The organism is Kaistella jeonii (assembly GCF_000812865.1).
Taxonomy (GTDB): domain Bacteria; phylum Bacteroidota; class Bacteroidia; order Flavobacteriales; family Weeksellaceae; genus Kaistella; species Kaistella jeonii.
The window spans coordinates 385,811-407,070 of record NZ_JSYL01000001.1; the positions used below are offsets into that span (position 1 = coordinate 385,811).

Annotated in this window: 21 protein-coding genes and 1 pseudogene; 9 read left to right on the forward strand and 13 right to left on the reverse strand. The window is 33.8% G+C overall.

What is annotated here, in order from left to right:
• Positions 1-89: 89 nt before the first annotated feature.
• The 10 genes and pseudogenes from OA86_RS01670 to OA86_RS01715 all read right to left on the reverse strand — a co-directional run bounded on the left by OA86_RS01670 (position 90) and on the right by OA86_RS01715 (position 8,633).
• Positions 90-935, reverse strand: coding sequence for a T9SS type A sorting domain-containing protein (locus OA86_RS01670; protein ID WP_039347803.1), 846 nt, complete (start codon positions 933-935; stop codon positions 90-92).
• 97 nt (positions 936-1,032) lie between these two features.
• Positions 1,033-1,131 (reverse strand): annotated as a pseudogene (locus OA86_RS16145) (T9SS type A sorting domain-containing protein); the annotation flags it as partial.
• Between the two features lie 104 nt (positions 1,132-1,235).
• Positions 1,236-2,618 (reverse strand): dipeptidase, encoded by a 1,383-nt coding sequence (locus tag OA86_RS01675; RefSeq protein WP_039347806.1) that lies wholly within the window; start codon positions 2,616-2,618, stop codon positions 1,236-1,238.
• Between the two features lie 97 nt (positions 2,619-2,715).
• Positions 2,716-3,063 carry a hypothetical protein gene (locus tag OA86_RS01680; RefSeq protein WP_039347808.1) on the reverse strand — a complete coding sequence of 116 codons (348 nt, stop codon included), beginning with the start codon at positions 3,061-3,063 and terminating at the stop codon, positions 2,716-2,718.
• Between the two features lie 14 nt (positions 3,064-3,077).
• Positions 3,078-4,226, reverse strand: a complete 1,149-nt coding sequence (locus OA86_RS01685; RefSeq protein ID WP_039347810.1) for a class I SAM-dependent methyltransferase — start codon at positions 4,224-4,226, stop codon at positions 3,078-3,080.
• Positions 4,227-4,302: 76 nt separating this feature from the next.
• Positions 4,303-5,469, reverse strand: coding sequence for a methylmalonyl-CoA mutase family protein (locus OA86_RS01690; protein ID WP_039347813.1), 1,167 nt, complete (start codon positions 5,467-5,469; stop codon positions 4,303-4,305).
• Positions 5,470-5,784: 315 nt separating this feature from the next.
• The gene (locus OA86_RS01700; RefSeq protein WP_039347821.1) at positions 5,785-6,135 is read right to left on the reverse strand and encodes an FtsB family cell division protein; all 351 of its coding nucleotides are present in this window, start codon (positions 6,133-6,135) and stop codon (positions 5,785-5,787) included.
• A 48-nt stretch (positions 6,136-6,183) separates the two neighbouring features.
• Positions 6,184-6,801, reverse strand: coding sequence for a uridine kinase (gene udk, locus OA86_RS01705; RefSeq protein ID WP_039347823.1), 618 nt, complete (start codon positions 6,799-6,801; stop codon positions 6,184-6,186).
• A gap of 82 nt (positions 6,802-6,883) precedes the next feature.
• A complete protein-coding gene (locus OA86_RS01710) occupies positions 6,884-7,441 on the reverse strand; it encodes a SanA/YdcF family protein (RefSeq protein WP_126340516.1) in 558 nt (185 codons plus the stop codon).
• Between the two features lie 64 nt (positions 7,442-7,505).
• Positions 7,506-8,633: a 2Fe-2S iron-sulfur cluster-binding protein gene (locus OA86_RS01715; RefSeq protein WP_039347829.1), complete on the reverse strand. Its 1,128-nt coding sequence runs from the start codon at positions 8,631-8,633 to the stop codon at positions 7,506-7,508.
• A gap of 114 nt (positions 8,634-8,747) precedes the next feature.
• Between OA86_RS01715 and OA86_RS01720 the strand changes: the two genes are divergently transcribed.
• The 8 genes from OA86_RS01720 (at position 8,748) to OA86_RS01755 (ending at position 17,937) form a co-directional block, all read left to right on the forward strand.
• Positions 8,748-9,320 (forward strand): TlpA family protein disulfide reductase, encoded by a 573-nt coding sequence (locus tag OA86_RS01720; protein WP_039347832.1) that lies wholly within the window; start codon positions 8,748-8,750, stop codon positions 9,318-9,320.
• Between the two features lie 78 nt (positions 9,321-9,398).
• Positions 9,399-10,379, forward strand: a complete 981-nt coding sequence (locus OA86_RS01725) for an iron chelate uptake ABC transporter family permease subunit (RefSeq protein WP_039348370.1) — start codon at positions 9,399-9,401, stop codon at positions 10,377-10,379.
• Between the two features lie 41 nt (positions 10,380-10,420).
• Complete coding sequence (locus OA86_RS01730; protein ID WP_039347835.1) at positions 10,421-11,344, forward strand: ABC transporter ATP-binding protein; 924 nt, start codon at positions 10,421-10,423, stop codon at positions 11,342-11,344.
• A 166-nt stretch (positions 11,345-11,510) separates the two neighbouring features.
• The gene (locus tag OA86_RS01735) at positions 11,511-11,963 is read left to right on the forward strand and encodes a MarR family winged helix-turn-helix transcriptional regulator (protein ID WP_039347838.1); all 453 of its coding nucleotides are present in this window, start codon (positions 11,511-11,513) and stop codon (positions 11,961-11,963) included.
• A gap of 5 nt (positions 11,964-11,968) precedes the next feature.
• Positions 11,969-14,362 (forward strand): 3-hydroxyacyl-CoA dehydrogenase/enoyl-CoA hydratase family protein, encoded by a 2,394-nt coding sequence (locus OA86_RS01740; RefSeq protein ID WP_039347843.1) that lies wholly within the window; start codon positions 11,969-11,971, stop codon positions 14,360-14,362.
• A gap of 84 nt (positions 14,363-14,446) precedes the next feature.
• On the forward strand, positions 14,447-15,631 hold the full coding sequence (locus OA86_RS01745) for an acetyl-CoA C-acyltransferase (protein WP_039347845.1): 1,185 nt from the start codon (positions 14,447-14,449) through the stop codon (positions 15,629-15,631).
• 71 nt (positions 15,632-15,702) lie between these two features.
• Positions 15,703-16,065 (forward strand): four helix bundle protein, encoded by a 363-nt coding sequence (locus tag OA86_RS01750; protein WP_039347848.1) that lies wholly within the window; start codon positions 15,703-15,705, stop codon positions 16,063-16,065.
• Positions 16,066-16,146: 81 nt separating this feature from the next.
• Positions 16,147-17,937: an acyl-CoA dehydrogenase FadE gene (locus OA86_RS01755; protein ID WP_039347850.1), complete on the forward strand. Its 1,791-nt coding sequence runs from the start codon at positions 16,147-16,149 to the stop codon at positions 17,935-17,937.
• Positions 17,938-18,196: 259 nt separating this feature from the next.
• Here the strand turns inward: OA86_RS01755 and OA86_RS01760 are convergent, their stop codons facing one another.
• Both OA86_RS01760 and OA86_RS16150 read right to left on the reverse strand, forming a co-directional pair.
• Positions 18,197-18,751, reverse strand: a complete 555-nt coding sequence (locus tag OA86_RS01760) for an REP-associated tyrosine transposase (RefSeq protein WP_039347852.1) — start codon at positions 18,749-18,751, stop codon at positions 18,197-18,199.
• 152 nt (positions 18,752-18,903) lie between these two features.
• The gene (locus OA86_RS16150; protein WP_074781357.1) at positions 18,904-19,083 is read right to left on the reverse strand and encodes a PLDc N-terminal domain-containing protein; all 180 of its coding nucleotides are present in this window, start codon (positions 19,081-19,083) and stop codon (positions 18,904-18,906) included.
• A 407-nt stretch (positions 19,084-19,490) separates the two neighbouring features.
• On the opposite strand from OA86_RS16150, the gene OA86_RS01765 reads away from it, so the two are divergent.
• Positions 19,491-20,429: a hypothetical protein gene (locus tag OA86_RS01765; protein WP_126340421.1), complete on the forward strand. Its 939-nt coding sequence runs from the start codon at positions 19,491-19,493 to the stop codon at positions 20,427-20,429.
• A gap of 85 nt (positions 20,430-20,514) precedes the next feature.
• Here the strand turns inward: OA86_RS01765 and OA86_RS01770 are convergent, their stop codons facing one another.
• Positions 20,515-20,844, reverse strand: a complete 330-nt coding sequence (locus OA86_RS01770; RefSeq protein ID WP_074781356.1) for a helix-turn-helix domain-containing protein — start codon at positions 20,842-20,844, stop codon at positions 20,515-20,517.
• Between the last annotated feature and the right edge of the window lie 416 nt (positions 20,845-21,260).

A 21,260-nucleotide genomic window follows, 5' to 3' on the forward strand; every position in this document is an offset into this window, starting at 1 on the left:
TGATTATCAAAATCTATATTTCAAAAATGAGTAATACACCAAAAAAAAAGCACCTTCAGAAGGTACTTTTATTTATTTAAAATAATTTTTTAGTTTTTAAGTACTTTTTGAATGTAAACATTCCCGTCGCTACCTTTTACTTTAAGAATGTAAGTTCCTTTTGCGAAACCAGCTACATTAACACCTTGTGTTGCTTTAGAGTTTACAGTAATAACTTTTTTACCAGTCATATCAAAAAGTTCGATAGATTCAACTTTTAAGTTATTAGCCAATTTAAAGTTTAAAACATCTTTTACAGGATTAGGATAAACTTGAAGATTTTTAGAGTTAATAATCTCAGTAACACCCAAGTTATTTACTCCTGTAATAGTCATCACCCAATGTGCGTTCGGAAAGCCAATAGAAGTTGTTGTAACTGGATTAGGAATACTGCATGTAACGGATTTTACGTAAGAAGGTTTAGTCTCTGCACTTGCATTAGTCCCTAAATAAAAACCTACTACAGAACCACCATCATGAGCAACTTCTAAAACAATTTTTGAACCAGCAGGTACTACTTGTGTTAAATTTGTTCCAGTACTTACCAATTTTAAAGCGTCAGCTGGAGTGACAGGAACATCTACTGATTTTAAAAGTGTTTTAGTCCCTCCAGGATAAGTTCCTACTAAACTATAAAGATTAACAGTTGCATTCAAAGGTTCACTTGCCGTTTCTACACCAAATTGTATATTGGTTATTTTATAATCATAGGTTATCGCATAATCTGCCAAAGTAAAAGCTCTGGAATAAAAATTATCTGCGGTAAGACCACCTGCACCACATGCTACTGAATTTAATGCAGTAACAGTGACTGCATCTGTATTTTGCGTAATAACCTGTGCGCTAACATTTGCAGCAAAAACTGCCATTGCTAAAAGAGTAAATGTTTTTTTCATAAAATTTTATTTAATTAGAAACAAATATAAAAAAAATTTTATTATAAAAAAACACCCCAAATAGAGGCGCCTTTTAAAATTAATTTCTGAAATAAAACTATTTCTTGATGAATTTTTGAGATTGAATACCATTTTCAGTATTCACATTAATGATATAGTCTCCAAACGGGAGATTTCTTACATCTACTTGATTGTTTTTAACTTTGTTATCAAATTAAATTTTACGTGAAATATCAACAATTCGCATCTTTTTAAAAATAAAAAAACGCTTCAAAATGAAACGTTTTTCTAAATAAATATTTATGATTTCGCATAATTCTCGAAGAATAACGGAATACTTTCAATTCCTTTATAGAAATTATAAAGTCCATAATGCTCATTAGGCGAGTGGATTGAATCTGAATCTAAACCAAACCCCATCAAAACAGATTTTGCTTCTAAAACTTGCTCGAACATTGCGGTGATCGGAATACTTCCGCCGCTTCTGTACGGCAAAACTTCTTTTCCGAAAGCAGTTTCCATCGCTCTTTTAGCCGCTCTGAATTCTTTGGTGTCGCTCGGTAAAACATATGGCATTCCACCGTGATGTGGTGTTACTTTAACTTTTACATTTGCAGGAGCAATCTTTTCAAAATATTTCGTGAACTTTTCTGTTATCTCATCCGGAGTTTGGTAAGGAACCAAACGCATGGATATCTTCGCGAAAGCTTTTGACGGAATCACGGTTTTCGCACCTTCACCTGTATAGCCACCCCAAATTCCGTTGCAATCTAAAGTCGGACGAATTGAAGTTCTTTCCAAAGTCGTATAACCTTTCTCGCCTTCTACTCCATTTAAGCCAATTGATTTTTTGAAATGTTCCGGATCGTCTTTTAATTTATTCATATCAGTTCTTTCTTCATCAGAAACGGTTTCTACATTATCATAAAAACCATCAATCGTAATGTGTCCGTTATCATCAATTAAATTTGCGATTATTCTCGAAAGCACGTGAATCGGATTTGGAACTGCACCACCATAAAGTCCGGAATGCAGATCTCGGTTTGGTCCTTCAACTTCTACCTCTACATAACTTAGTCCTCTTAAGCCTGTGGTCACGGTCGGTTGTTCATTAGAATAAATATGCGTATCTGAAATTAAAATCACATCACATGATAATTTTTCTTTATTTTCATTTACAAACTCTTCCAAACTTTTAGAACCCACTTCTTCTTCACCTTCAAAAATACATTTCACATTACAAGGTAAAGTATTTGTTTTCATCATTGCCTCAAGTGCTTTGATGTGCATGAAAAACTGTCCTTTATCATCTGCTGAACCTCTGGCGAAAATTGCGCCTTCAGGATGAATTTCTGTTTTTTCAATATACGGTTCAAAAGGTGGTTTTGTCCATAACTCTAAAGGATCTGGTGGTTGCACATCGTAATGTCCGTAAACCAAAACGGTTGGTAAATTTTTATCGATTAATTTTTCACCGTAAACAATTGGATATCCTTTAGTTGCACAAACTTCTACTTCATCTGCACCGGCATCTCTCAAAAATTTTGAAACTTCATCAGCACATTTCAACACTTCATCTTTATAAGCAGGATCTGCACTGATAGAAGCGATTTTCAACAATTCAAAAAGTTCATCTACGTAACGCTGTTTATTTTCTTGAATGTAATCTAAGGTTTCTTTCATTTTATTTTAATTAAAATTATTTAACATCGAACTTTGTAAAAATAAAAAAAATGTCTCGCCAAAGCAAGACATTCCTAATTATATTTTTTTGAAATATTTATTTTTTTACCGGTGTAGCTGTTGCGGAAGTTGGTGCAGTTACTTTCGCACTGTCCATTTTCAAGGGATCAACAGTTTTTGTACTGTCGCTTGTTACCATTCCGATTGTGGGTTTTACCTCTGTTTCTTTTACTGTCATTGGCTTATCGGTCATCACATCATCGCTGTATCTTGTGGCGCCTTCTTCCATTTTCAGAACACCTTTGTTTCCACCTGCCTGAATTTTCTGACAACTGATCGCTAAACCTGCGATTGCAACAACTAAAATTACTTTTTTCATATCTACTTTATGATTATTATGAATTTTTAAAATTTTCACTGCCCCAAAAGTAAGAAATATTGGCATTTTTCACAAAGAAATTACTGAGATTTTAGAATAATCTTTCCTTTTTGAGTTTGAGTGAAAATTAAATAAGAATTTCCACCGTCAGAAATCTTGTATTTTTTCTTAATTTCTTCGGGTGATAACGGATGATTTTTTGAAATAATATTATACTTCTCTCCTTTTTTAATTGACTTGGAATCGATGATTTCTATTTGCAAAACTCTTCCAGGAAAATTCTGGATTCGTTCACCAGATGTATAAAAATGAGTATTGGGATGAAGTTTATTACACTCAAATCTATTCGAAATCAAATTAAAAGCACCCGATTTTAAAACCGCGTTATTTGGAATGTATAAAAACTCTTCTGGTTCAGAAAAATTGGAGACAGCTGTTTTTTCTTCTTTAAATTTATAAGAAAAATTTGCATCTTCACTTTCCAAATTAATGCAGGAAATCTCTACATCGTCAACTATTTTATTGCTTTCAAGGAAGACCAGCAGTTCTTTCACTTCATTTCTAACCGCAATAATTTGGATTTTTGAAATATTTTTTAAAACAGAAATCAAATAAGAAATATCAATCAAAGGTGAAAGTTTGATAATAATTTGTAAAGAAATTTCAAAAAGTTGATCCTGAATTTCTAAAAGATTAGGAGATAGATCTTCGAGTAAAAACTTTTTATTTTTTTCAGAATCTCTTCTCGCGGGATCCAAATAAATTAAGTCAAAATTCTCTGTATTTTTAGCTAAGAAATCTTCCAAATTTTCATTGATAAAATTGACTTTTCTTTCCAGAACTCCCCAATTGTGCTTTACAATATCTAATAGTTCTGTATTCTGCTCAACCAAAGTAATTTCATCAAAATTCTTTGAAAGAAAATAAGCATCAATTCCAAAGCCTGAAGTCAAATCGATAAAACTTTTTCCCAGTAAATTGTCCGCCTTTAATTCTGCAGTCGATTGTGAAGAAGACTGCTCCAAATTTAGATTCGGCGGAAAAATAATTCCGTCTTTCAATAAAAAAGGAAATTTTTTCTGCGCCACCTTTTTACCTTTGATCTGTTGCACAATTTCCTGCATGGAAACTTCGTAAAATGGTGATTTCTTTAATAACAAAGAATGCAAATCTGTTTGTAGATTTGCATTGATATAATTTTGAACTTCTTTATTAAGGATATTTTTCAACGTATCTTTTTAAACTACCAAAATCACAAAAGTTTTTCTGTGAGATTAATTAAATTGCCTGTCAAAGACGGAAATATTACTCAAACATTTCCGCTAAACGAACTTTTTTCATTTCGTTTTTGTCGTACATTTCCTCTGCAGACTTTGTTTTTTCAAGTTTAGGATAAAGATTTACACCGATGATTTTCGTTTTACCTTCTTCTACCCAATTTTGTTCTTTAATGGCGCTTTCATATATTCCTTCCTGAATATTCCCATCTTTTAAAAGTTTACAATAACCACCTTCTTCTTCAATTTTCAAAAATTCTTGCCAGGATCTTTCTGTGAATTGTTGCGTGATATTTTCAATATAATAACTTCCGTTTCCGGCGTCATCAAAAACATTAATAATACTTTCGTACGCCAAAACTATTTGCTGTTTGAAAGAAATTTCCTCAGAAACAGAATCAGAATTTTCAATTTTATAATCATTACTGAAAACCGCATCAGCTCCACCAATCATGGCTGCAGAAAGTTCTAAAGTTGAACGAATTAAGTTATTCTCAGGATCATTTTTCGATTTATTGCGCAAAGAAGTTTCAGCAAAAATAAATGGAATTTCATCTAAATTAAATTCTTTTGAAAACTGATTGAAAATTAATTTTAAAGCCCGAATTTTAGCAATCTCAAAGAAATAATTTCCACCAGCAGCCACGTTAAAAATTATTTTATTTAAGATTTCTGATCCAAAAATCTCAGTCAACTCTTTAGTTTTAGCCAAAGCAAAAGTTAATTGCTGAATAATCGTTGCGCCCGAATTTTGATGCAAAGAAACATCAATACAAATATTTCTTTCAAAATCTTTCGCCAATAATTCTTTGACCAATTGCTGGTTGATCTCTCCATTTTTATCTTCCGAAAAAACATCGATCAGGGAAAAATAACGGTTTGTTTCGTCTAAAGAAATATGATCAGCCAAATCTTTATTATTCACAAAAATCACTTTCTCCGTTAAATCTTCAACATTTTGATTGAGTAGAAAAGCAAAGACATTTTCTTCAGCACTTTCATGATAAAGCGAAACAAGGTGCGTAGATTCTTCTACTTTCGGAAGATTACTTAAAGGTTTTAAACTAGAATCGTAATAAGGTTTAACCTCAATTCCTTCGAGATTTTCTTTAGATAAAATCGAATAAATACCTTCAGTTTTTAGTTGCTTTTGCACTAAACTTTCCCAATCTTTTAAAGTCGTTTTTGTAAACATTATTTTGTAGGGCTAACAATTTAAATTGATTAATAATTCTTCTAAAAAAAATTTAAAAGAGATATTTTAAAACATTTGCTTTCTTTTCGTTATCATTATAATCAGCAAAACAGCAAAGGAAATCACCATCGATTTTAATAATTGCGAATTGAAAATGTGAATATCAATTACTTTTTTATCATTCAGTTCGGTGTATAAATTAATTACGACACCAACAAATGACATTGATAAAAATACGGAAAATAAAATGATATATTTTTTGTTACTGGTCAACATGAATTTTAGAAATAATCGTATTATTTAAATCAACTTCGTCTAATTCTTTTTTACTTGCGAAGAATCAACAACCAAAATAAAAATTTCTTCATTTGGCTTTTTCATGAAATAATTTTCCCGGGCAAATTTTTCTTTCTCAGATTTATTATTCATCAATTTTTTAAAGAAATCATCATTTTTTTGATACTCTTCCTTATAATAAACGAGTTGTTTTTCATAACGGTTGATCTCACCATTGAGCTCATTAACAACGAGAAAAGAAGTATTATCGAAGAAAACCATCCATATTAAAAAGAGAAAAACAGTAATAAAATATTTCGTCAAAATATATTTTTGAAGAAATTTCACAACTGGTGATTTTGGCGTGATCTCTTTAATTAATTCTTTCATCGGAATAGGATTATTTCAAAAATTTTCATTGAAATTTTCATTTCAAATTTAATGCGTTTTTTTCAAAGTATTATTAATTACTGTCGAAAGAAAATCAATTGCAACCGTATTTTGTTTCATGTTGGGAACAATTAGATCTGCTTCATTTTTTGAAGGTTCTATAAATTCCTGATGCATCGGTTTCAAAGTCGTTTGGTAACGGTGCAGAACTTCCTGCAGATCGCGACCTCTTTCCTGTGTATCGCGACGAATTCTACGAATTAATCTTTCATCAGAATCTGCATGAACAAAGACTTTCAGATCATATTCTTTCAATAATTCAGAGTTGGTCAAAACCAAAATTCCTTCCACGATCAATACGCTTTTCGGCTCTATAGAAACGAAATCTCCAGATCTGGAATGCGTGACAAAAGAGTAAATAGGTTGCTCAATTGGTTCCCCATTTTTTAGTGCTTTCACATGTTTGATCAACAGATCAAAATCAATAGACTTTGGATGGTCATAATTTAAGACTTCTCTTTCTGAAAGTGTAAGGTGTTGATTATCATGGTAGTAGTTATCCTGAGAAAGTACATTCACGCCTTCAACATTGAGTTGCTGAAGAATTTTATTGACAACAGTGGTTTTTCCTGAGCCAGTTCCACCTGCAATTCCGATAACGAGCATATTATTTTGTTTGTACAAATATAGCTTTTTGTACGAATTTTCTGAAAATTAAGGTCAAGAATTTCACCAAAATCCTTTAAAATCACCCTTTTTTCTCAATGTCTAAAATATAAAAGAGGACTGCAGAAACTCTGGCCAAAAATTCCCGCGATTGGTTTCTGTAAAAACTTTGATTACTCAAAACGTCCTGAGCATCGAAACCCAAAGCATTCATATCATTATTTCTCGCATAAAATAAAGCCCGCAGATTATGAAAACCCTGCGAAACGATGATCACATCGTTCTGATGATAAATATTTTTGCAGTTATTGATGCTGGTTTGCGTTTTAAAACCTTTCGGATCTTCGGTAATTATATTTTCGGGAACTCCTTCCTGATAAACCAGATAATCTTTCATGGCAGAAGGTTCGTCGTATCCCTGGCTTTTTTCTCCACTAACAATGATTTTTTTGATTTTTCCGTGGTGATATAATAACGCCGTTGCATCCATTCTCGAAGTAAAATACGGATTTGAAATTCCTGATTTCATTTTAGGTGAAGTTCCTAAAACCAAGGCAGTTTCTCTTGGCGGAATTTTTGAAATTTTGGTAAAAGTTTTCCCATTGGTGACGGCAAATACCCATATGTTTGCTAAAATCATCAGCAAGATTCCAATTTCCACCAAAGTGAAAAACGATTTCAATACATCTAAAATCTTTTTCAAATTAAAAGTTTAAATCAAAGTTAACTTTAATATTTTTACTTAAAACAACCGACATACACGCTAAAATTTTCCCAGATTTTTCTTCCGTTTCCGTTAAATATTCATTCTCCAAAAGCTCCACTTCTCCTTCTTCTAAAATGCATTCGCAACTTCCACAAATCCCGGATTTACAGGAATAAGGAACTGGAAATCCCTGAATTAAAAGCTGCTGCAAAAGCTTGACCTTATTATTTTTTAAAGTTGCAGCATACTGATGTTTAAAAAGTTTGAAATCAACCTTGATATTTTCTATCAAAGCAAATTCTTTTTCAATCGGATAAATATCTTCATTAAATTCCTCAAATAATTCAAAATGAATATTCTTTTTTGGAATCCCGTGATGATAACATGCATTTGCGATCGACTTGATCATCTCGCCTTTCCCACAAATTAAAACTTCATCTACAGCATCCCAAATCGTACTTTCTTCATCAGTATCATCTAAATTCAAAAATTGATTGATAATCAAAGCAACTTTTTTTTCATTTAATCGACCTTCAAATAAACCGTTTCCTACTTTTTCCTGAGAATAAAAGTATTGAATCTGTAACCGATCTGAATATTTTTCGTGCAATTCATCCAGTTCATTTTTGAAGGGAATGTCTTGTGTATTTTTATTGCCGTAAAAAAGAAAGAGTCGCGTTCGTGGTTCGTTGTGAAGTATATTTTTGAAGTGACTGATTAAAGGAGTAATACCAATTCCACCTGCAAAACCAATAATGGTGCGGAATTCATGCGGTTTTGAAACTATCGTGAAACGTCCTCTCGGTTCCGAAACTTCAAGGAAATCGCCGACTTCTAAATTGTCAAACAAATCTTTAGAAGAACTTTTATCGTAATTAATTTTAATACCTAAGGAAATTTTATCCTCAAAAGGTGCAGAAGTCATCGAGAAATCATTTTGAATTATTGCGCCGTTGGAAAGATATTTTAAAGTAACATATTGTCCGGCTTCAAAGGTGAAATTTGGCTTTAAAGAATAAGGAATTTCAAATTCAAGCGAGAAGATACTTTTGGTCAGTCTTTGCTTTTTCGCTAATTTTAGCCAGTGAAATTTGATTGGTCTTGTTTTGGGTAAAAGATTTTCCATAGTATAAGAATTCAAAAATAATAAAAATAATATGAAATCGCCCTACTTGGGAAAATACCGGTACTAATAAAGATTGGCGATTGCATATGACCTTAAAAAAATAAATATCTACATATGAAAAAAGTAATTTTAGGAATAATGATGGCTGCGACTTTTACAGCGTGTAAAAAAGAAAATAAAACCGTGGAGAGTACTGATAAAATGACGACTGATTCTATTACTGTTCCGGAATCTAATGAAACAACCGAAGCGGCAATACCTTTCAAAAAAATTGAGTTGAGTCCTGAACAAACTGCAAAATTTTTAGGCAAACAAAACAACGATACTTTATATGTCAACAATTTTTTCGCAACCTGGTGTGGTCCATGTATGCAGGAAATTCCACATTTCAAAAAGAAAATGGAGGAAATGAAAGGTCAACCGGTGAAATTTACTTTTTTTGATCTGGACCAGAAAGAAGATTGGGATACGAAGGTGAAAAATTTCGCGGAGAAAGAAGGTCTGTCAAATCATATGGTTTTGATTGATGGTTCAAAACTGACTCCAGAATTTTTTAAAGCGAATTTCAAAAAATGGGACGGCGGTGCAATTCCTTTCACGTTTATAAGAAAAGGCGATAAAACCGACGAAACTTTAGGATCAATGAGTGAAGAAATGCTGACAGAAAAGCTAAATTCTTTCAAATAATCAAAATATTTTAATTTATAGAAAACATCTTTTCAGAAGGTGTTTTCTTTTTTTTTAAATTTACCGCAAGTTCTTTTTATGACTAAAAATTTCAAGATCACTACTATTATAATCCTTGTTGCAATCGTAATTTCGATTGTCGTGAATTTGAACATTGGTTTTTTGGAACTTCACTTTACAGACTTTTTTTCTTCAACTTCTGATAATTCCCAGATCGCTCAACTGCGGGTTAACCGAATACTGGTCATGCTTTTGGCGGGAATTTCGATCCCAACATCCGGATTTCTTTTACAGGAATATTTTCAAAATCCTTTGGCTGGACCTTCCGTTTTGGGAATTACATCTGTGGCAAGTTTAAGTGTCGCTTTTTACATTTTTTTTTCCCAGAACCTTCTTCTACCTGAATTTTTACAAAATAGTTTTTTGAGCATTACAGCAATCGGTGGAAGTTTAATTTTAATGGCGATTCTACTCCTGTTTTCCGGAAGATTTCAGGATAAATCATTCCTGATCATATTTGGGTTTTTGGTTTCTGCTTTAGCAGGAGCAGTCGTTTCTATTCTACAATTCTACGCGGAAAATCAAAGTTTGAAAAATTATATTCTTTGGAGTTTCGGTGCAAACAATCAGGTTTCTACGAATCAAATTTGGGTGCTTTCTATCATCGTTATCATTGGATTGTTTCTCACTTTCAAGACGATAAAACCATTAATCGGAAATTCTTTGGGAACGGCTTATGCCCAAAGTTTGGGCGTAAATTTGACACAACTTAAATTTTTTGTAATTATTGCCTCATCTCTTCTGGCAGCTTCTGTCACAGCGTTTCTTGGACCGATTTTATTTATAGGAATTGTTGTTCCACATTTCTGCAGAATGCTTTTTAATCCTGCGAAGCTTTGGCAACAATGGATCTTGAATATGATCTTAGGAATTTTAATTATGGAAGTTTTTTCTATCATTTCCGAAACGACACAATTTCCTTTAAATGTGATTACTTCTCTGTTTGGAATTCCGGTAATATTAACGATGATGCTGAATAGTAGAAAGAGCCAGGTATAAAGTAAAAAGAGTCGAGTGAAAATAATATCCATTTATCAGCAATGTTTTTAGAATTAAAAAATACAGCGATCGGTTATAAAACCCCTTTGATCAAAGGAGTTGAAACTTCTTTGGATCTTGGTGATATTTGTCTGTTGATCGGAAATAATGGTGTTGGCAAAACGACTTTAATAAAAAGTATTCTCCACCAAATCTCAACTTTAAAAGGCGAGATAATTCTTGGCGACAAAAACATAAAAAACCTTTCAAATAAACAAATTGCAGAGCAGATCGCAGTTGTATTTTCCAAAGCACCAATTCCTTCGAACTTTACGATGATTGATTTAATTTCACTCGGAAAGTATATTCATTATCCATATTATTTTGAATTGAATTCTGCTGACAAAGAAGAAGTTGATGAAATTATCGAAAATTTGAATTTAAGGCAATACAGAAACTTTTCTTTAAACCAATTATCAGATGGTAATCTTCAGAAAGCGTTTATTGGAAGAGCTTTAGCGCAGAATTCCCCAATGATTATTTTAGATGAACCGACAACCCATTTAGATGAAGAAAATAAAATTATCATCTTAAAGTTACTCAGAAAACTTGCGAAAAATCAAAATAAGTGCATTCTATTTTCATCTCACGACTGGCGTTTGTCTAAAGAATTTGCCGACAAAATGTGGTTTATTCACAACGAGAAATTAGAAGCTGGAATTACTGAAGATATTTTATTAAAACATGACGAACTTCTAAATCCACAGCTTTTTCATATCGATAAAGAATTTATTCCGCCACACATTTTTGCACCTTCTTTAGAGAAAGAAATGCTCTATTCCTTTCTTCAAAAAAACTTCTCAAAAAATCTTTCTGCATACAAATTTGAATGGAAAGGTACTTTTTGGTTAATATCTAATCATAATTTTCAGCAAAATTGTGATTCTTTTGCGGATATTTCAAGATTGATCAAAAACCTTCATTAAATCCTTATTTACTCGACTTTTTTTAAATACTATGCATGCATAGTATTATGCTTTTCATATCTTTTAAGTAGTTGATTTATAGTATTTAACAAAATATTAACAATATAAATATACTATGCATGCATAATATTATTTATATTTGACATAACCACATTATACTATTGATATGAATAAATCTCCTCATGAAAAAGTTGAAAATGTAGATCTCATTTTGAAATCTACCTGGCTTGCAGTTTCGAAAATGTATTCGGAATTAGCACAAGTCCATGATGCAACAGCTGTTCAAGCGTTGACCTTATTGAAGATCGATCCCAAGGAAGGAACTCGAAGTACCAATCTCGGGCCTAAAATGGCGATCGAACCAACTTCTCTAACAAGAATTATTAAATTGTTAGAAGACAATGGCTACATCTACAAAGAAAAAACCTCTAACGACAAACGAGAAGTCATTATTAAACTAACAGATAAAGGTCTCAACTCTAGAAACTTATCCAAAGAAGTGGTAGTGAACTTTAACAAAAAAGTAATGGAAAATATTCCAGCTGAAAAAATGGATATTTTTAAAGAGGTCATGACCGACATTTTGAAAATCGCCAATGAATTAAATAATAAAAAATAAGTAAAATGAACAGAAGAATCAAACACGTTACGGTTTTAGGTTCAGGAATTATGGGTTCCGGTATCGCAGCACACTTCGCCAACATTGGTGTACAAGTGCTTTTGCTCGATATTGTTCCTTTTGAATTGACCGAGACTGAACAGAAAAAAGGTTTAACGAAAGAAGATAAGATTGTTAGAAACAGAATCGCTGCCGAAAATTTTGTCAAATTGACCAAGTCAAGTCCGGCTTTATTGTATTCTCCGAAATTTGCAGAGAGAATTACGGTTGGAAACTTCGACGATGATTTAGAAAAGATCAAAAAAACCGACTGGATCATTGAGGTTGTTGTTGAAAGACTAGACATTAAAAAATCGGTTTACGAAAAGATCGAACAGTTTAGGAAGCCAGGAACTTTGGTTTCATCAAATACTTCCGGAATTCCAATTCATTTCTTAATTGAAGGTAGAAGCGATGATTTCAAAAAATATTTTGCAGGAACGCATTTCTTTAATCCGGTAAGATATTTACCACTTTTAGAAGTTATTCCTACGCCGGAAACCGATCCTAAAATTATTCAATTCTATATGGATTATGGCGCGAAGTTTTTGGGCAAAACAACGGTTTTAGCAAAAGATACTCCAGCTTTTATCGCTAATAGAATTGGTGTTTTTTCCATGATGAATTTGCTTCATGAAATCAAAGGTTTAGGCTTAAATGTTTCTGATATTGATAAATTAACCGGTCCAATTATCGGTCGTCCAAAATCTGCTACCTTTAGAACTGCGGATGTTGTTGGGCTGGATACTTTGGTAATGGTTGCTGATGGCGTTCGAAACAGTAAAATGGAAGCGAACGATTTTAACGACGTTTTCAAATTGCCGGATTACGTTCAGAAAATGGTAGAAAACAAATGGTTGGGTTCAAAATCTGAGCAGGGTTTCTATAAGAAAATTAAAAATGCTGAAGGTAAATCTGAAATTCATGGGTTGAATTTAGATACCATGGAATATGAACTTCAAGGAAAATCGAACTTCCCTACTCTGGAATTAACGAAAAGTATTGATAAACCGATTGATCGTTTCAAAGTTCTTATTGGTGGAAAAGACAAGGCCGGAGAATTATATCGTAAATCTTTAGGCGCTTTGTTCGCTTATGTTTCTCATAAAGTTCCGGAAATTTCTGATGAAGTTTACAAAATCGACGATGCCATGCGTGCAGGTTTTGGTTGGGAAAATGGTCCCTTCGAAATCTGGGATGCGGTTGGAGTTCAAAAAGGAATTGAATTGGCGAAAGATGCTGATTATGAAGTTTCTGACTGGGTGAAAAACGTAGAAAGTTTTTATAAAGTAAACGACGAAGGTCAAAGCATCTATTTCGATAAAAACTCTGGAAACTATAATAGTATTCCGGGACAAGAATCTTTTATCATTCTTGATAATATAAGAAAAAATAAAACCCTTTGGAAAAATTCAGGATCTTCAATTCAGGATTTAGGCGATGGAATTATCAACTTTGAGATCCATTCAAAAATGAACTCTTTAGGAGGCGAAGTTTTAGATGGTTTGAACAGAGCGATCGACTTAGCAGAAAAAGAATATGACGGTTTAGTAGTTGGAAATCAAGGAGCGAATTTCTCTGTCGGAGCAAATTTAGCCATGATCTTAATGATGGCGATCGATCAGGATTGGGACGATCTGAATATGGCAATTGCTTATTTCCAGAAATCAATGATGCGCGTTCGTTACTCTTCAATTCCTGTAATAGTTGCTCCACACGGAATGACTCTTGGTGGTGGTTGCGAAATGACAATGCACGCGGATAGAGTTGTTGCCGCGGCAGAAACGTATATTGGTTTGGTAGAAACCGGAGTCGGTGTAATTCCTGGCGGTGGTGGTACCAAAGAAATGGCGTTGAGAGTATCTCGAGAATTCCATTCTGATGATGTTAAGAATAACAGACTTCGAGATATGTTCATGAATATCGCGATGGGTAAAGTAGCAACTTCTGCTTATGAAGCCTACGATATGGGGATTTTAGAAAACCATAAAGACATCGTGGTGGTGAATAAAAACCGTCAGATAAAGACTGCTAAAATGTTAGCCTTAAGTTTAGCGGAACATGGTTACACGCAACCGATCGAACAAAAAGTAAAAGTTTTGGGTCGTGATGCATTAGGAATGTTCTTGGTTGGAACGGATCAAATGTTAACCGGAAATTATATTTCTGCGCACGATAAACTAATTGCAGACAAATTAGCCAACGTTTTAGTGGGTGGAAATCTTTCTGAACCAACAATCGTTACTGAACAGTATTTATTGAATTTGGAAAGAGAAACTTTCTTACAACTTTGTGGAGAAAGAAAAACTTTGGAGCGTATTCAGTTCATGTTAACTAAGGGGAAACCGCTTAGAAACTAATTTTCAATTGTTGAGCCACGAAGTGGTGAAATCAAAAGCATTGGGTGAAGCCCAATGATATGAAATTAAATTAAAATTTAAAAAATGTCAAAACAAGCATATATAATAAGAGGGTTCAGAACGGCGGTTGGTAAAGCACCGAAAGGAAGTTTGAGATTCACACGTCCCGACGTAATGGCAGCGACCGTTATTGAAAAATTAATGGAGGCAGTTCCAAATCTGGATAAAAACAGAATCGACGACTTAATCGTTGGTAACGCAATGCCAGAAGCTGAACAAGGTTTAAATGTAGCGCGTTTAATTTCATTAATGGGATTAAAAACGGATCAAGTTCCGGGTGTTACGGTAAACAGATATTGCGCATCCGGAAGTGAAGCAATTGCAATTGCTTCTGCAAAAATCCAGGCTGGAATGGCTGATTGTATCATCGCAGGTGGAACAGAATCAATGTCTTACATTCCGATGGGTGGTTATAAACCAGTTCCGGAAAGTGATATGGCGAAATTAAATCCTGATTACTATTGGGGAATGGGTTATACGGCGGAAGAAGTGGCAAAACAGTTCAATATTTCGCGTGAAGAGCAAGATCAGTTTTCTTTCGAATCACACAATAAAGCTTTGAAAGCCAACGAAACAGGTAGATTTAAAGATCAGATCATTCCGATTCCAGTTGAATACAATTACCTGGATGAAAACCAAAAAATGCAAACCAAGAAATATGATTTTTCTGTAGATGAAGGTCCAAGAAAGGGAACGAGTTTAGAAGGTTTGGCAAAACTTCGTCCTGTATTTGCAAATGGCGGAAGTGTAACTGCGGGAAACTCTTCTCAAATGAGTGATGGTGCGGCTTTCGTAATTGTAATGTCAGAGGAAATGATGAAGGAATTAAATTTGGAACCAGAAGCAAGATTGGTGGCTTATGCAGCAGCAGGTGTTGAGCCAAGAATCATGGGAATGGGTCCATTATACGCAATTCCGAAAGCATTAAAACAAGCAGGTTTGGAATTAAAGGACATCGATTTAATAGAATTGAATGAAGCCTTTGCATCTCAATCAGTTGCTTTAAAAAAAGAGTTGAATCTTAATCCAGATATTCTAAATGTAAACGGTGGTGCCATCGCACTCGGACATCCACTTGGTTGTACCGGAACAAAATTAACCGTTCAACTTCTAGACGAAATGAAAAAACGCGGCAACATGAAATACGGAATGGTTTCTATGTGCGTAGGAACGGGTCAAGGAGCGGCTTCTATCTTTGAACTTCTCTAAAGGACGGATAGATGATAGACGGATAGATGATAGACTGCAATAAGATAAGTTTAATTAAATAACTTTTAAATATGAGCGATTTCAAAAGACATAATTTCAAGAAATTGAAAATTTGGCATATGGCTCTGGAAATTGCGAAAAATATTTCAGATATCACTATCACCTTTCCTTCCTTTGAAAATTTTGGAATGAGAAGTCAGATGGATAGATGTTCGGTTTCAATTGTATCAAATGTAGCCGAAGGTTCAAGTAGAACTAATAAATCTTTTAGTCATTTCTTAGATATGTCTTTAGGTTCATCTTTCGAATTGCAAACCCAACTTATTTTAGCAAACTATAAAAAATACATTTCGGATGAACTTACTGTTTCATTAGAAAGTAAAATTGAAGAATTTCAACGTGCTACGATGGTTTTCCAAAACACATTGAATTAATAATTATAACAACCAAATTAATTAAGATGACAGTCTATTATCTATCAGTCTATCATCTATTATCATTAAAAAATTAACATCATGAGCGATACAACAAAAACAACATTAAAAGGCGGTGAATTCATCATCAAAGATATTCCTGCAGCAGAACTGTACAGTCTTGAAGAACTGACAGAAGAACAAAAAATGCTTCGTGATTCACTTCATGAATTTATGGAGAGAGAAGTCATTCCAAACAGAGAGCGTTTCGAGCAGAAAGATTACGCTTTGACTCAGGAAACAATGCGTAAACTGGGCGAACTGGGAACTTTGGGAATTGCAGTTCCGGAGGAATATGGCGGTCTTGGAATGGGATTCGTGAGTACGATGTTGGCATGTGATGTTGTTTCCGGTGGAAATGGTTCCTTGGCAACTGCTTATGGCGCACACACGGGAATTGGAACACTTCCTATCCTCTTGTACGGAACTGAAGAGCAAAAACAAAAATACCTTCCAGCTTTAGCGACAGGTGAAAAATTCGGTGCTTACTGCTTGACAGAGCCAGATGCAGGTTCCGATGCGAACTCAGGGAAAACGAGAGCAGTTCTTTCTGAAGATGGAAAACACTGGATCATCACCGGACAAAAAATGTGGATCTCGAATGCAGGATTTGCAGAAACTTTTACGCTTTTTGCCAGAATTGAAGATGACAAAAACATTACCGGATTCGTGATCAACCGTTCAGAACTGGAAGATCCAAACAGCATGACAATGGGCGAAGAAGAACATAAATTAGGAATTCGCTCCTCTTCCACCCGTCAGGTTTTCTTTAATGATATGAAAATTCCGGTAGAGAATCTTTTAGGAGAAAGAAATAACGGTTTCAAAATCGCTTTGAATGCTTTGAATGCAGGTCGAATTAAATTGGCTGCAGCAAACGTTGATGGACAAAGAAGAATTACTTCATTGGCTATCAATTATGCAAACGAAAGAAAACAATTCGGTGTTTCAATTTCTACTTTCGGCGCGATCCGTAAGAAAATTGCTGAAATGTCAACTGGGATTTTCGTTTCAGAATCTGGAGCGTACAGAGCAGCGAAAAATGTAGAAGATAAAATTGAAGAATTTGTAACGGAAGGAATGACGCACGAAAAAGCGGAAATGAATGCTTTAGCAGAATACGCCGTTGAATGTTCTATTTTGAAAGTTTACGTTTCCGATCTTACGCAACATATTGCTGATGAAGGAATTCAGATCTACGGTGGAATGGGATTCTCCGAAGATGCACCAATGGAAGCAGCCTGGAGAGATTCACGAATAGGACGTATATACGAAGGAACCAATGAAATCAACCGACTTCTCGCCGTAGGAATGTTGATCAAGAAAACAATGAAAGGCGAACTTGATCTGTTGAAACCAGCCATGGCAATCGGAAAAGAATTGATGGGAATTCCTTCATTTGAAGTTCCTGATTATTCAGAATACATGTCTGAGGAAAAAGCAATTCTTCACAACTTGAAGAAAGTATTCTTAATGGTTGCCGGAGCTGCACTTCAGAAATACATGATGGACATTGAAAAACAGCAGCATCTTTTATTAAATGCTTCTGAAATTCTGAACCAAATCTATATGGCAGAATCTGCAGTTTTAAGAGCAGAAAAACATTTCGATACTGATTCTGTGCAAGCAGCAATGGCGAGATTAAATCTTTATAAAGCTGTGGAAGCAATTACCACAGCAGCGAAAGAAGGAATTGTATCCTTTGCAGAAGGCGACGAACAGCGCATGATGCTTTCTGGCTTACGCAGATTTACAAAATACACCAATATGCCAAATGTAGTTGCCCTGACTGAAAAAGTTGCAGCCCATTTCGTGGAAAAAGGATCTTACTAGAAATAGTCTGATATGTGGTTTGAACGCTCTGAGAAATCAGGGCGTTCTTTTTTCTTTTTTTTGGAATTGTAAGCACGGATTGTAAATCCGCGCTATCGGGTTTACGAGGAAAAAAGGTGAATTTTTAAAAAAATTTATAACTATAAAATTATATTTAACGATTCCTTTACGATAATTTAAACATTGCCTCACCCCATAAAAACCAAAAAAACCCGATGTCGCGGATTTGCAATCCGTGACGACACTACAACAACTACAATCAACCCATAAAAACCACAAAAACATCTAAAGGATTTTCTAAATCAGCATAATTTCTCGCACTGCTGAAATAATAATTCTCCGCTTCCGAGACAATTTTCTCTTTTACAGGATTTTGGTGGATATAATTTATCTTTTCTTTAATCCATTTATTAGAATAGACTTCTTCTGCATGATAACCATCTTGCCAAACCTTATATTTCTGCTCACGTGCCAAATGTTCACAAGATTTTTTAAAATAATCCAACATCCACTCTCTTCTACTTTCAGGTGAGTTTTCAATGGTTTCAATAATTTTCTTGGAGGTGAACTTTTTAAAATCTCGCATGATCTCTGACAAAGAATCTTTTCCATCGGACCTGCAAAGAATATGCAGATGATTAGACATTAAGCAGTACGCAAATATTGATAAACCTTTCTGAGCTTGACAATATTTTAAAGAATCTACAATCACCATTTTCTGAGATAACCGCGTGAAAACATCAACCCAACCACCAACCGTAACCGTTATAAAATAGGCCATATCAATATCTGGAGCTTTGTATTTGGTAGACATCATTGTTTTTTTTAAAGAAGTAAAAGCACGGATTGCAAATCCGCGCTTTTATCATTCATCATTCCGCGCAATAATAACTTACTCCGCGCTATAATCATTTGGCGCTATCGTAATTGTAACCGCACTATGCAAATGTTTTAATGTAATTTCACCTACCCTTTTCGATACCAATGAAATAATATGGAGCCCAAAAATGGCATCAATACACAAATGAAAAGCCACATTAATTTTCTGGGTGTTGAATAAGGACTTTTTATAATTTCTGTAATACTAAAAATTAAGACTGCAATAAATAGAATTACAAATACGGTATAATACGTTTGAGTGCTCATCACAATTTTTGTCTTCTTCACTTTTGTTTTAAAATAGATCGATTGAGAAGACTTTTTTTATCCGACTATTTTAACATTAATGCTGTAAAATCTTATTTTCTATAATTAATACTATTCAAAATTACAAATTTGATAATATTCTATTGTATTTAAAACGATATTTATTTTACATATTTCATATTGCTTCTTTCTAATCTTGTTTAGATTTAAAATGTCTACAATTTTCTATGCACCGGATTTCTCATAGATTTCCAACTCCTTTTTAACCATTATCATTTTATCTCCTATAAATATCACTTCGGTTAGAGGGACTGAGCGTAATCCATTATTACAAACATCAATTTTGAATTCGCGCAATCGATTTTTTTAAAAAAAGTCTTATTTTTACCCTAAATAAAATTATGAAAATGAAATCTATTTTGTCTTTTACATTGCTACTGATATTTGGTTTGAACCACTTTCTTGCTCAGGATTTTAAAAAACTACCGGCATCTTATTACCTCGATAAATCTGGCTTGGAGGATGGTAAAATGTTGAAGATAAAAAACCTGACTCATTATGATCTCTATATTACAAGAAATTCTGAAAAAGTAAAGAATTTAAAAGGAAAAGAGCAAATGGATTTTTATAAAAAAGCTTGGGAAGCGGAGCTAATTACTCTAAAACAAGGGAATTATTATATTGATAATGAAGACTTTAATTTTAAATTTAAAATCGATAAAGATGGGTTGCTCACCGATGAAGGCATTTACACCAATAATGATTCTGGTAGTCAATCGGTTTTTACATTTTTAGGGGGTATTGCGGTACAAAGTGTTGAAAAAAAGAACAGTATAATCGTTGAAAAAACCTCTTTAACCAATGATATTTTTATGTCGGAATTATTTGATAAGGAAGGGAAATTGGTGAATAAAAGATCCATCAATTTGAAATTAGGTGGTGGTCAGGCAAATACTATTTCTACGCATTACAAAAAGGGAAAAGTAAGCAGCGAACAAAATAATATAGAAGAAGGTTTTATTTCCTATTACGAAAATGGACAAATAAAAAGGCAGACCAATAATAGAGGAAATTACGGAAAAGAATTTCAGGAAAATGGTAAAATGATCAGCCAATATTACACTAAAAACGGTGATTCTTGCAGCGAGGAATATACTGAAGGATTAATGGAATCCAAAAAATGCAGCAACCCAACAGAGGTAAAGGAATATACTTACGAAAAAGGAAAACTAAAATTTTACGAAGTTTATAACAAAGCTAATCAACAGGTAAAAGTTTACGATGCGAAAGGAAAAATCAGTAAGAAACAACCGATCATGGATAAAATTCCTACTATAGCAAAGTAATTCTTTGTATAGCCGCTGCGCAGCAGTAATAAATGGCTCAAAGTCGGAGACTTTGCGCAACACGGTGTAAGTTAATCGCTGATTTCTACCTTTTCAAAAGACTTTTATAAATCTCCAACTCCTTTTCCATCGCCACCATTTTATCATTAATTTTTACAGGAAAACTCTCTGGATAACTGCTCATGAGATCTGATAACAAATCGTAATTCAGAGCAATACTTAATTTCCAGATGATCCCAAACTGAAGCGAGGGTTGTTTGTAGTAGGCATGCATACTGGAGGTGGTTATACCCAATCTGCGCGAAGCTTCGGTGTTAGAAATATTCAGATCGTGCAATTTTTTTCGAATAAATTGACCGATATGCGGGTAAGGATGAATACCCTGTTTTAGGTAGGTACGAGCGTTTGTCATCATCAATAAATTTGGTTTTTTTTAGGTCAGATCAATTCCATTTTCTTCTACTATTTCAGATAGAATAAACCGAAGAAAAGTAATTTAACATTCATTTACAAGTATAAATATAAATATTTAAAGTCTAAATATAGTAATTTGACGTTTTAAACTGGTAAAATGGAGCATTAACCTCATATATTTTAGTATTAAACGTATAAATATAAGCATTAAACGAATAATTATATACTTAATACTTAATAATATAAGCTTAAACCTTCAATTTATCAGCATTAAACGTATATCTGTAATCTTACACTATGATATAGTATTTAAAGAGTGTTTACCAGGCAATTAATACTACAAAAAGTGTGAGAGGTGTTTTGGACGCTCCGGGAAACTGGGGCTTTCTTTTTTTGTAAAGGGCTCGAAGTCTCCGC